This window comes from Rhodococcus sp. WMMA185 (assembly GCF_001767395.1).
GTDB lineage: Bacteria > Actinomycetota > Actinomycetes > Mycobacteriales > Mycobacteriaceae > Rhodococcus_F.
Genome location: NZ_CP017014.1, coordinates 3,925,517 through 3,938,879, shown reverse-complemented (window position 1 = coordinate 3,938,879; position 13,363 = coordinate 3,925,517). Strand labels below are relative to the sequence as shown.

Annotated in this window: 8 protein-coding genes; 5 read left to right on the top strand and 3 right to left on the bottom strand. The window is 64.1% G+C overall.

All coding sequences use genetic code 11. The features are described from left to right. The first annotated feature begins 213 nt into the window (after nucleotides 1-213). Nucleotides 214-1,422: an acyltransferase family protein gene (locus tag BFN03_RS17745; RefSeq protein WP_269748455.1), complete on the top strand. Its 1,209-nt coding sequence runs from the start codon at nucleotides 214-216 to the stop codon at nucleotides 1,420-1,422. Here the strand turns inward: BFN03_RS17745 and BFN03_RS20300 are convergent. From BFN03_RS20300 to BFN03_RS17725, 3 genes are all read right to left on the bottom strand, one after another. Continuing rightward, nucleotides 1,329-2,108: a hypothetical protein gene (locus BFN03_RS20300; protein ID WP_084385676.1), complete on the bottom strand. Its 780-nt coding sequence runs from the start codon at nucleotides 2,106-2,108 to the stop codon at nucleotides 1,329-1,331. The two genes, BFN03_RS17745 and BFN03_RS20300, sit on opposite strands and share 94 nt — an antisense overlap. Next, nucleotides 2,105-3,052, bottom strand: a complete 948-nt coding sequence (locus tag BFN03_RS17730; protein ID WP_198163510.1) for a hypothetical protein — start codon at nucleotides 3,050-3,052, stop codon at nucleotides 2,105-2,107. Before BFN03_RS17730 ends, BFN03_RS20300 begins: the two co-directional genes overlap by 4 nt. A gap of 285 nt (nucleotides 3,053-3,337) precedes the next feature. Then, a complete protein-coding gene (locus BFN03_RS17725) occupies nucleotides 3,338-4,360 on the bottom strand; it encodes an FAD-dependent monooxygenase (RefSeq protein WP_070380109.1) in 1,023 nt (340 codons plus the stop codon). 53 nt (nucleotides 4,361-4,413) lie between these two features. Here BFN03_RS17725 and BFN03_RS17720 point away from each other — a divergent pair, with 53 nt between their 5' ends. From BFN03_RS17720 to BFN03_RS17705, 4 genes are all read left to right on the top strand, one after another. Then, nucleotides 4,414-4,962 (top strand): TetR/AcrR family transcriptional regulator, encoded by a 549-nt coding sequence (locus tag BFN03_RS17720; RefSeq protein ID WP_070380108.1) that lies wholly within the window; start codon nucleotides 4,414-4,416, stop codon nucleotides 4,960-4,962. A gap of 296 nt (nucleotides 4,963-5,258) precedes the next feature. Next, nucleotides 5,259-9,857 (top strand): glutamate synthase large subunit, encoded by a 4,599-nt coding sequence (gltB, locus tag BFN03_RS17715; RefSeq protein WP_070380107.1) that lies wholly within the window; start codon nucleotides 5,259-5,261, stop codon nucleotides 9,855-9,857. Continuing rightward, nucleotides 9,850-11,301 carry a glutamate synthase subunit beta gene (locus BFN03_RS17710; protein WP_070380106.1) on the top strand — a complete coding sequence of 484 codons (1,452 nt, stop codon included), beginning with the start codon at nucleotides 9,850-9,852 and terminating at the stop codon, nucleotides 11,299-11,301. The genes gltB and BFN03_RS17710 overlap by 8 nt, the downstream gene beginning before the upstream one ends. 232 nt (nucleotides 11,302-11,533) lie before the next feature. Beyond that, nucleotides 11,534-13,282 (top strand): Ig-like domain-containing protein, encoded by a 1,749-nt coding sequence (locus BFN03_RS17705; protein WP_198163288.1) that lies wholly within the window; start codon nucleotides 11,534-11,536, stop codon nucleotides 13,280-13,282. The last annotated feature ends 81 nt before the right edge of the window (nucleotides 13,283-13,363 follow it).

Genomic DNA, 13,363 nt, shown 5'->3' with positions numbered 1-13,363 from the left:
CGGTGGCTGTTGTTAAAAGCCGCCTTCGGGAGATTGTCCCGGCGGGGTTGTCTCATCTGGCAAAGCGATGACCCCTCGGAAGAACTGCCCTAAAAATGGGACAAACGTACCATTTAGCCCAGGGAGTCCCGGCTGATGATGTAGCTACCTTCGCCAGGTAGCTATTCTGTTCGAGCGTCTCGTGACGCCCGGCAGTGCAGTAAGGAGCAGGCGGTGGTTGTCAATTCCGTGGACGAGTCTGCGCGGCTTACTACGATCAGTTCTCTCACGGGAATACGGGCCTTCGCGATGCTCCTGGTGGTGGGGGCGCATGCCGGTTTCTGGACCGGCAAGTACACACCCGACCTTGTGGGTGCGTTCTACTCTCGACTCGAGATCGGCGTGGCGATCTTCTTCGCCCTGTCCGGGTATCTGCTGTTCCGGCCCTGGGTGAAGGCACTGGCCAGAGGGGGTCAGAGTCCGGCGGTGGGCACGTACTTGTGGCACCGAGCACGAAGGATCTTGCCCGCATACTGGATCGCCATTATTGCGGTTTACACGATCTACCTGTTCCGCGATTCGGGCGAAACCGGACTCGGGTGGGACGGATTCCTGCGGAACATGACCTTCACCCAGATCTATGGGTTCGGCCATTTCCACGATGGGTTGACGCAGACATGGTCGCTGGCGGTGGAGGTGATCTTCTACCTGCTCCTGCCACTGATCGCCTGGGCGCTCGTGGTTGTAGTGTGTGGCGGGCGTTGGCGGCCCGGTCGACTGGTGCTGGGGTTGTCCGTTCTGGCGATGACCACCCCGCTGTGGATCGTTTTCACGCACACCGACGCCCAGATTTCGATTACCGCGCGGCTGTGGTTCCCGGGCTTCTTCGCCTGGTTCGTGGGAGGGATGGTCCTGGCGGTCGCTTCGATGACGCTTCGCCGCTTCAATCCGTATGCGGCGGGCGCCGGAGCGCTGGTCTGCTTTCTACTGGCCATGACACCCGCGACCGGTGAGGCAACGATCGTCCCCGACGACGGCGGAGCGGCGATCACCAAGGCTTTCCTGTACCTGATGTTCGCGATGTTCCTGCTGGCCCCGCTGGTCGTCGGCTCACACGACGGACCGTTCGGATCCCTGTGCGCGTCCAGGCCCATGGTGTGGCTCGGCGAGATTTCGTACGAGTTCTTCCTCGTGCATCTCGTCGTCATGGAGTTCGTCATGGAGATGCTCGGCTACGGGACCTTCCAAGGTTCCGCGGTGGGTGTGTTCATCGTCACCACTGTCTTGACCATCCCTCCTGCATGGGCACTGCACAGGGGAATCGCACGCGTCGTGTTGTGGCGCGAGAATCAGACCCGTGCCGGTCGACCCTCACCCACGGCCGTCGCTGTCGCCGACAGCCGCTCGTACGCCGATCGCGTCTCCGGTGCCAGCAGGTCTTGACTGATGACGACTCCCGTGCCCAGGTGTTCGTCGTAAGGGATGGTTTCGATCCCCCACACCTGTCCGCCGAGGTACTCACGCAGGAGGTCGACGTCCACCTGCCAACCAGTGGCGTCCTGATTCGACACGGTGACCACCGTCCGGGCGAGACCAGGCTGACCGAGGGTGTCGCCGATCGCTTGCAGTGATGAACGCAGGCGGTTGAAGGCGTCTGCCCGGCAAGGCACGACCAGGATGATCGGCGATGGTGTGGCCAACAGCGGCGCCAGGTATGCGGCGCGCAGTCGGTGACCGAGATCGTAGACAGTGCTCCCACCCCGGGCATGCAAGGTACGCGTAAGAACGTGGTATTCGCCATCGACGGCGCTTTGGTTCCCGATGCGATTCAGAATGCGGGCTCCGGCGCTTGTACGGGAGCAGAATTCGTCGATCACGTCGGGCTGAACCGAACCCGATGCCGCAGACGCCACCAACTGTTCCAGCCCGTTCATCGAAAGCATCTCGTCGGCGCCGCGCTCGGCGATATCACCGCCCGCAGGCGTCGCATCGACGGCTACGACTGAGCCCCCGTTCGCCGTGTTGGTGTTCGCGAGGCCCAGCGTCGTCGTAGTTGCTCCGGCCCCACCACACGCCCCGAGGACGAGCGTCGACACGGGAAGGGGCTGCAGCAGAGGTTCGTTCGTCAATTCGAGGCTCCAATAGATGTGATGTACGTCCGGCCGCCGACGTCTGCCGTGGTCACGACCTGCTTGTATCTCTGCATTGACCCATTCGGTCGCAACTCCGACAGCGTCACGGCGTAGCGACCGATTCCGGTCTCGGTGATGGTGAGGCAGTGCTCGGTGCCGACCGGGAGTGTGTCGATTCCACCTTGAATATCCGCGGCCGACCCCATCTCCGCATCGGGCGCGCCGACAGCACGGGCCTTCGCGCCGTCCCGGTCGACGTAATACGCGTGGTCGAAGGCGAGGATCGCATCGAATCCGTTGGTCGTCCCACCTGGTCCGTTCCCGACGACTGTTTCGCCGTCGCGTGCTTCGACGCACCAACTCGGGCTCTCATCGGCGACCGGTTCACTCGGCGCATTGCTGGTCGGTGGGGCGGTCGTCGGTGCGACGGTTGACTGTGCGACGGCAGACGGGGACGGTTCGTCATCGGACTGCGCAAGGAACAGGGCGGCGCCACCGCCTGCCACAGCGATTGCCGCGACGCCGACGCCGAGCTTCCGCTTGCCTCGCCCTTTGCCTCGTCCACCTCGAACGGGTGGCGGGGGAGAGGGCTCGTCATCCGCCGACAACCACGTAGGGGCAGGTGGAGGCGGGAGGTCCCGGCGGCGTTCGGCTTCGGGGGCGGCGGCCGCGGGGTCGTGGGGCTGTTCGTTCTCGGGGGTGGCGGCCGGGAGGTCGTGGGGCTGTTCGTTCTCGGGGACGGCAGCCGGGAGGTCGTAGTGCTGTTCGGCTTCGGGGGTGGCAGCCGGGAGGTCGTAGTGCTGTTCGGCTTCGGGGGTGGCGGGGGGGTCGTCGTGTACGGCCTGTCGGGTCGGTGCCGCAGCCGGTGCGAAAGGTGGGAACCAATGTGAGAAGCGATCGAGGGGAACGCTGTCGTCATTCCTGTTCGGCGGTTCTGTCACAGCTGAATCCTCCACACCTCGCTCCCTTGCGTGAAGCCGACCCCTGGCCGGGCCTCGCGCGAGGGATTCGTATCACACCTGCAGCAACATCGATCACACCAATGATCTGCACGAACGGATCTGCACGAACGGATCTGCCCGAACGCGGGCGCAGGTCAGTCGGTCCTGGCGGACAGTGCTTCAGTCGTCGATCGCCCCCATGATCGCCCCGGTCATTCCAGTCCCGCTACCGCGGAAAAGTACCAGACGGCAAGTATCCCCGCGATCTTCGAGCATCGGTCTCGGTCAGGCCAGGCCGGTGGCCAGCTTCACAGCGAGATCGCGAGTAGGACGTAGGTGCCGTGTCATCGCGACGGCGGACATGATCCGCGAACTGTGGACGAGTCTGCGGGTCGGACGGCGACGCGCGCGGTCGTAGCGAAGGAGTGCGTCTCGAATGTCGTTGCTGCGGGCAAGCAGTCGCCCCAAAGTTGCGGCATCGACCAGCGCTTCGGATGCACCGCGGCCGAGATTCGGTGCCATGGCGTGTGCTGCGTCACCAAGAAGCGCTGTCCGGCCCGATACATACGAGGGCAAAGCAGGGGATTCGTACAGATCGTGATGCAGCATCGCCGCGTCCGTCATCGCTTCGAGAACGGCTCGGACTTCGGTGTGCCAGCTCCCGAAGCGGCGGCGCAGGAAATCGATGCCGCCGTCGAATCCTTCGTCCGCACGTACGCACGCAAACCAGTTGACCAGATTGCCGTCGCGGGGGGTGATTCCGAAAAGCGCTGATTTGTCCCAGGTTTCACTCATGTCGCTTTGGCATCCTGGAATCCACCCGCGCCATGCGGTGACGCCGGTATAGACGGGTTCGTATCCGTCCCCGAACAACTGCCGTCGGGTTGGGCTGCGCAAGCCATCCGCCCCGATCGACACGTCGTAGTCGGTCAGCGCGTCGAGTGGCGGCGCGGGCGTGCCGAATGCAAGGGCCTTGTTGGGCAAGGCTTCGTACAGGGCACCGAGAAGGGCGGGCCGCGACAGAAGATAGGTGGTCCGGCTCGTGTTGTCGATGGTCCCGATGCGGGATCCGTCGGGCCGGAGGAATGACCCGCGGTGCTGCGCTGATCCCACTTCGCGTACTCGATCGCCCGCTCCGATGGCGTCGAGCGCGGTGAGTGCGTGCGGCCACATCGCGAGGGCGGTACCGGACGTGGGCAGTTGGGGCGCACGCTCGAAGACGTCGACATGCCAGCCCCCGCGGGAGAGGGCGCCGGCGACGGCAAGTCCACCGATTCCTGCGCCGAGTATTGCTGCGGAACGAGTCATGCCGACAAGCTACTACAGGTGTAGTGATCTTACTACATGTGTAGTGTTTGGCTGTGGCAGGAAAACAAGACCAGGTACTGGACGCCGCGATCGAGTTGGTCGGCACGCGTGGATTGCGTGCCCTTACGCACCGGGCCGTCGACGAACTAGCGGGAATGCCACAGGGATCCACGTCGAACTACTTCCGCAGTAGGGGTGCGCTGCTCGAGGGATTGATCACTCGATTGGGTCAACGTGACCGAGACGACTTCCGGATGCTCGCGAAGGCGCCGCCGGAAGACCGGGAAGAGTTGGTGAATGCGCTGGCCGCTTTCGTGCGCTACGCCACCGGTCCTGACCGTGTACGAACGACCGCCCGGTACGCGCTCTTCGTGGAGGCTGCATCAACGCCGGCGTTGGAGACGATCATCCGCTCGATCCGGTCCCGGCTCGTCGAATGGGGCGCGGACATGCTCGAACAGGTCGGATCGAGGGATCCGGCAGCCGGCGCTGCGGCAATTACCGACTACGTGGACGGGGTGGTCCTTCACCAGCTGACTATGCCTGACCCGCAATTCGATCCGGCTACCGGAATCGGCACCGTGGTCGGCGCGTTCGTTTGACATCTACTCCTCGAGGTCGGCGGCTCGAGTTCGCACACGTCAGGAGATAGATAGGTTAACCTAAATTGTGTTTTGACGGGGGTTCTGACTTATCGTTTTCTGTACACGCCGGACCCACGAAAGTCCGACCCAACCGAAAGAGCGACGTCGCCCAGCGCGAGACCATACCCAGCGTGTTGCAAAGGGCGACAGCCGATCGGTGGTGCCGATCACGTCGTGACGGTGCAGGCATTGCAAGTTGATGGCCATCAGCGCTGCTGGTCGTCGGTGCATCTCTTGGCATACGAAGGCTAGGTATGAAGCAACTTCCAGGCCCTCAGGGGCTATACCATCCCGCAAACGAGCACGATTCCTGTGGTGTCGCGTTCGTAGTGGACATGAAGGGCCGAAGCAGCAGAGACATCGTCGAGAAGGCGATCACCGCTCTGGTGAACCTCGAGCACCGTGGTGCTGCGGGCTCCGAACCCAATACGGGTGACGGTGCCGGCATCCTCCTCCAGGTTCCGGACAAGTTCTTCCGCGCGGTAGTCGATTTCCCACTGCCCGCCGCGGGAAAGTACGCCACTGGCATCGCGTTCCTGCCGCAGAGCCAGGCTGACGCTCAGCGTGCAGTGGAGGCGGTCGAGAAGATCGTCGAGAACGAGGGGCTGAAGGTTCTCGGTTGGCGCGAGGTGGGAACCGACGAATCGTCGCTCGGTGCCCTCGCTCGCGACGCCATGCCCACGTTCCGGCAGATCTTCATCGGCAGCGAGAACCACGCCCTGAGCGGGCTCGAACTCGAGCGCCGCGCCTACGTCATCCGCAAGCGCACCGAGCACGAGTTGGGTAACGAAGGCGCCGGTCAGGACGGCCCCGGTCGCGAAACCGTGTACTTCCCGAGCCTGTCGAGCCAGACGTTCGTGTACAAGGGAATGCTCACGACTCCGCAGCTCAAGGGTTTCTACCTGGACCTGCAGGACGAGCGCCTCGAGTCGGCCCTCGGCCTCGTGCACTCACGCTTCTCCACCAACACGTTCCCGTCATGGCCACTGGCCCACCCGTTCCGTCGGGTGGCGCACAACGGTGAGATCAACACCGTTACCGGCAACGAGAACTGGATGCGCGCCCGCGAAGCGCTCATCGACAGCGACATATTCGGTGGTCGCGACGAGCTCGAGAAAATCTTCCCGGTCTGCACCAAGGGCGCGAGCGACACCGCGCGTTTCGACGAGGTGCTCGAGATGCTGCACCTCGGTGGCCGTAGCCTCCCGCACGCGGTCCTGATGATGATCCCGGAAGCCTGGGAGCGTCACGAGGGCATGGATCCCGCGCGTCGGGCGTTCTACCAGTACCACGCGTCACTCATGGAGCCGTGGGACGGACCGGCCTCGGTGTGCTTCACCGACGGCACCGTCATCGGCGCGGTGCTCGACCGCAATGGCCTGCGCCCGTCGCGTCTGTGGGTGACCGACGACGACCTGGTCGTCATGGCCTCCGAGGTCGGCGTTCTGCCGATCGATCCTGCCACCGTCGTGCAGAAGATCAGGCTGCAGCCCGGCCGCATGTTCCTCGTCGACACCGAAAAGGGTCGCATCATCAGCGACGACGAGATCAAGTCGGAGTTGGCTGCCGAGCACCCGTACCAGGAGTGGGTCGAGCAGGGGCTGACTCACATGGACGATCTGCCGGACCGTCCGTACACCTACATGTCGCACGAACGTGTCGTTCTGCGTCAGCAGATGTTCGGGTACACCAGCGAAGAGGTCAGCCTCCTCGTGAAGCCGATGGCGGCTTCCGGTGCCGAGGCTCTGGGTTCGATGGGTACCGACACCCCGATCGCCGTTCTGTCCTCGCGGCCGCGAATGCTGTTCGACTACTTCTCTCAGCTGTTCGCGCAGGTCACCAACCCTCCGTTGGACGCAATCCGGGAGGAGGTCGTCACCAGCCTCGGCGGCACCATCGGTCCCGAGCACGACCTGCTGCACCCCACCGCAGAGTCCTGCCATCAGATCTACCTGCCGCAGCCGATCCTGCACAACGACGACCTGTCGAAGCTCATCCACGTCAACGACGACGGTGACTTCCCGAACTTCCGCAGCGTCATCGTCCGGGGCCTCTACCCGGTGGCCGAGGGCGGAGAAGGCCTGCGCCGGGCCCTCGACGACGTCCGGTACCAGGTGTCGGAGGCCATCGCCGGTGGTGCACGCCTCATCGTCCTGTCCGACCGTGAGTCGAACGAGACCTACGCGCCGATCCCGTCGCTGTTGATGACCTCGGCCGTCCACCACCACTTGGTGCGCGAGAAGACCCGCACCAAGGTCGGTCTCATCGTGGAATCCGGCGATGCACGTGAGGTGCATCACATGGCGGTTCTCCTCGGGTTCGGTGCAGCAGCGGTCAACCCCTACATGGCGTTCGAGACGATCGACGAGGCCGTCCAAAACAACGAGTTGGACGGCGTCAGTCACGACAAGGCCATCGAGAATTACATCAAGGCGGCAGGCAAGGGCGTGCTCAAGGTGATGTCCAAGATGGGCATCTCCACCCTCGCCTCCTACACCGGTGCCCAACTGTTCCAGGTCATCGGTCTGTCACAGGAACTGGTGAACGAGTACTTCACCGGACTCAACTCGAGCCTGGGCGGAATCGGGCTCGACGAGATCGCAGCCGACGTGGCAGTTCGTCACTCCAATGCGTACCTGGACCGTCCGGAGGAGCGCGCGCACCGCGAGCTCGAGGTGGGCGGTGAGTACCAGTGGCGTCGCGAGGGCGAGTACCACCTGTTCAACCCCGACACGGTGTTCAAGCTGCAGCACTCCACGCGCACCGGGCAATACGAGGTGTTCAAGGAGTACACGAAGCTGGTCGACGACCAGTCCGAGCGCCTCGCAGCGTTGCGCGGCCTGTTCGAGTTCAAGAAGGGTATCCGCGAGCCGGTCCCGCTGGACGAGGTCGAGCCGGCCTCCGAGATCGTCAAGCGCTTCTCGACCGGGGCAATGAGCTACGGCTCCATCTCGGCCGAGGCGCACGAGACTCTCGCGATCGCGATGAACCGTCTCGGTGGTCGCTCCAACTCCGGTGAGGGCGGCGAGGATCCGGCGCGTTTCAACCGAGACGAGGATGGCGAGTGGCGCCGGTCGGCGATCAAGCAGGTGGCGTCCGGACGCTTCGGTGTCACATCGCACTACCTGACCAACTGCACCGACATCCAGATCAAGATGGCGCAGGGAGCCAAGCCCGGTGAGGGCGGTCAGTTGCCGGCGCACAAGGTGTACCCCTGGGTGGCCGAGGTGCGGCACTCCACGCCTGGCGTCGGGTTGATCTCGCCGCCGCCGCACCACGACATCTACTCGATCGAGGATCTAGCGCAGCTGATCTACGACCTGAAGAACGCCAATCCCGAGGCTCGCATCCACGTGAAGCTGGTCTCCGAGTTGGGCGTCGGCACTGTTGCCGCGGGCGTGTCCAAGGCCCACGCCGATGTCGTGCTGATCTCCGGTCACGACGGTGGCACCGGGGCAACCCCGCTGACCTCTATGAAGCACGCGGGCGCTCCCTGGGAGCTCGGCTTGGCCGAGACTCAGCAGACGCTGCTGCTCAACGGCCTGCGCGACCGCATCGTCGTTCAGGTGGACGGACAGCTCAAGACTGGTCGCGACGTCATGATCGCTGCACTGCTCGGTGGTGAGGAGTTCGGATTCGCGACTGCCCCACTGGTGGTTTCGGGCTGCGTCATGATGCGGGTGTGCCACCTCGACACCTGCCCGGTGGGAATCGCCACCCAGAACCCGGTTCTGCGCAAACGGTTCACTGGTCAGCCCGAGTTCGTGGAGAACTTCTTCCTCTTCATCGCCGAAGAGGTCCGCGAACTGTTGGCCGAGCTGGGATTCCGCACCCTCGACGAAGCCGTCGGACAGGTCGATGTCCTCGACACGACGAAGGCGTTCGAGCACTGGAAGGGCAGCAAGGCGGGTAATCTCGATCTTTCCCCGATCCTGCACCAGCCCGAGTCGGCGTTCATGAACCAGGACCTGTACTGCACGGGAACCCAGGATCACGGACTCGACAAGGCTCTCGACCAGCAACTGATCGTCGCGAGCCGCAATGCTCTGGACAAGGGCGAGAAGGTCGCGTTCGAGTCGCCGATCACCAACGTCAACCGCACGGTTGGCGCCATGCTCGGCCACGAGGTGACCAAGGCCTACGGTGGTGCGGGGCTGCCCGACAACACGATCGACATCACGTTCACCGGTTCGGCAGGAAACAGCTTCGGCGCGTTCGTTCCCAAGGGCATCACCCTTCGCCTCAACGGCGACGCGAACGACTTCGTCGGCAAGGGGCTCTCCGGTGGTCGGATCGTGGTACGCCCACCGCTCGAGACCGCTCCCGGGTTCGTCGCCGAGGACAACATCATCGGCGGCAACGTGATTCTCTTCGGTGCCACGAGCGGCGAGGCTCTGCTCCGCGGCGTCGTGGGGGAGCGGTTCGCGGTTCGCAACTCCGGTGCCACCGCGGTGGTCGAGGGTGTCGGCGATCACGGCTGCGAGTACATGACGGGCGGTAAGGTCGTCATCCTCGGCGCGACGGGACGCAACTTCGGTGCCGGCATGTCCGGTGGCGTCGCGTACGTCTACAACCCCGACAAGGTGTTCGAGAACAATCTCAATACCGAACTGGTGGATCTCGAGGACCTCACGGGTGATGACTTCACCTGGCTGAAGTCCGCAATCGAGCGTCACCGCGACGAGACGGGCTCCGAGGTTGCCGCGCGCATCCTCTCCGACTGGTCGCAGCAGGTCAGTCACTTCGCGAAGGTGATGCCCCGCGATTACAAGAAGGTGCTCTTGGCCATCGAGGCCGCGAAGAAGGATGGAAAGAACGTGGACGAGGCAGTGATGGAGGCAGCTCGTGGGTGATCCAAGCGGCTTTCTGAAGCACACGTCACGCGAACTTCCGGTTCGCCGCCCGGTGCCGTTGCGCCTGCTCGACTGGAAAGAGGTCTACGAGGATTTCTCCTCGGAGACCCTGAAGACCCAGGCCAGCCGGTGCATGGACTGCGGTATCCCGTTCTGCCACAACGGCTGCCCCCTGGGGAACCTGATTCCCGAGTGGAACGACCTGGTGTATCAGGACCGCTGGCGCGACGGCATCGAGCGCCTGCATGCGACGAACAACTTCCCGGATTTCACCGGACGGCTGTGCCCGGCACCTTGTGAGGCGTCCTGTGTCCTGGGTATCAACCAGGACCCGGTCACGATCAAGCAGGTCGAGGTCGAACTGATCGACCGGGCGTTCGACGAAGGCTGGGTCAAGCCGGTGCATCCCACCCGCTCGACAGGCAAGAAGGTGGCCATCGTCGGTTCCGGACCCGCGGGTCTCGCTGCCGCACAGCAACTTACTCGTGCGGGCCACATGGTCACCGTCTTCGAGCGCGATGACCGCATCGGCGGACTGCTGCGTTACGGGATCCCCGAGTTCAAGATGGAGAAGCGCCACATCGATCGCCGTCTGGATCAGATGAAGGCCGAGGGCACCGTCTTCCGGACGGGTGTCAACGTGGGCGTCGACATCACCGCGGACGCGCTGCGGGAACAGTTCGACGCCGTCGTTCTGGCCGGTGGTGCCACCGTCGCTCGTGATCTTCCGATCCCCGGCCGCGAGTTGGACGGCATCCATCAGGCGATGGAGTTCCTTCCGATCGCCAACCGAGTACAGTTGGGTGACTTCGAGGAACCCACCATCACCGCGCAGGGCAAGAAGGTTGTGATCATCGGCGGTGGCGACACCGGCGCGGACTGCCTGGGTACCTCGCACCGTCAGGGTGCGGTGAGTGTTCACCAGTTCGAGATCATGCCGAGGCCCCCCGAGACCCGCGCCGAGCAGACGCCGTGGCCGATGTACCCGCTGATGTATCGCGTCGCGTCCGCCCACGAGGAGGGCGGAGAGCGGCTGTTCTCCGTCAATACGGAGAAGTTCGTCGGCAGCGACGGCAAAGTGACTGCGCTCATAGCCCACGAGGTCGAGATGAAGTCGGGTCGCTTCGAGAAGGTGGAGGGCTCGGACTTCGAGATCGAGGCTGATCTGGTTCTGCTGGCGATGGGCTTCGTCGGTGCTGAGAAGCCGGGTCTGCTCACCGATCTCGGTGTCGGTTTCGACGAGCGCGGCAACGTCGCCCGCACAGACAAGTGGGCAACCAACGTCGACGGCGTATTCGTGGCCGGAGACATGGGACGTGGACAGTCCCTGATCGTGTGGGCCATCGCCGAGGGCCGTTCCGCAGCGGCGGCGGTAGATGAATTCCTCGAGGGTTCGACGGCGTTGCCTGCGCCGATCGTGCCGACCAGCGCACCACAGCGCTGATCCGAGGAAGGCTTCCAGCACTTTCGGACCAGGGCCCGATTTCACTCGAAAAGTGGAGTGAGATCGGGCTTTTGGTGTGTGCAGGACCACAGTTTTGAACGTTTGACCAGGTTTTTCTGGACAAATGACCAGAAATGCTCCGGTGGCGCTCGTTAGCGGCTATTCTCCCTGGCGACGCGACCGTCGTCAGCCCCGCCCAGGTCGGAGCGGTGTGAGATTCGAGGAGGATTTTTTGCGTTCGTCAACCCTGCGCAGAATCGCGGCACCGCTGGTTGCGGGCATCGCCGCGGCGGGACTGATCGTGGTCGGTTCCGGTACGGCTGGTGCCGAAGCGCCGCCGCCGGCATCGAGCAATACCCTCAACGACGGTCGGCTGAGGCTGATGAAAGAGGTCGTCGGCGACAACGTGGTGCATCCCGGTGACACCGTCACCTACAAGACCACGGTCAGTCACAACGGCGGCGGGATCCGGTTGTCACTCCCCTGGATCCGGGACTATCCGCCGGCTGGATTCGAGTTGATCAGGGACAGCGTCAAGGTCCGGTACGACAACTCCTGGAACAAGGCGAATCTCAAATACAAGACCGATGGTGGGGTGGCCGCGGAATGCAAGAGTGACTGCACTCTCCTTGTCGGCGGGTTCGACCTCAACGACAACGAGAAGATCACCCTCGAGGCGAAGTACCGCGTCCCTGACGACATGGCCTTCGGGGAGTACGACAGCGGCGCGAAGGTCTCGGTCAGGACTTGGTCCGGTGACCGGGGCAGCAAGAACTTCGGGGTGTTCGTCCGGGTGGATGATCCGGTGACGCGTACGTCGACGGCACTGTCGGTGCCGGCGACGGCCGAACTGGGTGCTCCGGTCGAATTGGTTGCGACGGTCGACCCCTCGGCTGCGTCCGGTCGGATTCAGTTCAAGGACGGTGGGACCGATATCGGCGCTCCGGTCGATGTGGTGAACGGGCGCGCGAGTTTGTCGCACACGTTCGAGACGGCCGGTGTGCGTGAGGTGACCGCGGAATTCCTTGCTGATGGAGGTTTCTACAGCTCGACGTCTGCACCGCAGACCATCGACGTCACCGCCGACACCGTGACCGAACTGCAGGTGTCGCCGAATCCGGTCCTCGTCGGTGAGGACGTGGTTGCTACCGCGACGGTGACCCCGGCTAATGCCCAGGGGCAGATCCAGTTCAAGGTCAACGGCGCCAATGACGGTGCGCCGGTCAACGTGGTGAACGGCACGGCCAGCCTCACTCGTTCCTTCCCGGAGGCGGGGACGTACAGTGTCGTCGCCGAATTCCTCGGTGCGCCGGGCAACATCGGCTCGACTTCGGAGCCTGTCAACGTCGCCGTGAACGACGCCGATTGGGGTACCACCACGACCGTGATCGAGCCGGTGACCGCTGTGGCGGGCACCCCGGTCAACCTTGCCGCTACTGTGTTGCCGATTCCCAGCGGCGGTGACGTGATCTTCGTCGTCAACGGTGTCGAGGTCGGCGCCGCTGCGGTCGGGACGGGCGATGGTGTCGCGGTGCTGCCGTACACCTTCGGTGCCTCAGGCACCGCGAACGTGGTCGCCGAGTTCAGTGGAACAGCCGGGTACACACCGTCGACTTCTGCCGGCTTCCCCGTCACCGTGACGGATCCGGAGCCGGCGCGCACCGAGACCACCACGGCGCTGAATGTCATCGGTGAGACCGAGGTCGGGGAGCCGTTGAGTTTCGAGGCCACCGTCGCCCCGAACACGGCGAACGGAACCGTGGAGTTCAAGGCCGGCACCGAGGTGCTCGGCACGGCGGACGTGGTGGGCGGGGTCGCGACCCTGACGCACACCTTCGGTGCGGCGGGCACCTACGTGGTGACCGCGAACTTCGTTGCCGGCGAGGGCTTCGCTAACTCGGCGTCCGGTCCCACCGTGTTGGCGGTGACCGAGCCCAGCGATCCGCCCGAACCCCCCAGTACGGGATCTCTCGGAGGCTGATCGGTCTACTGCCCGCCCCGGGTGTGAGAAGTGCATCCGGGGGCGGGTCCAGACCCAGCGTGCCACCCCACCATGTCAGGA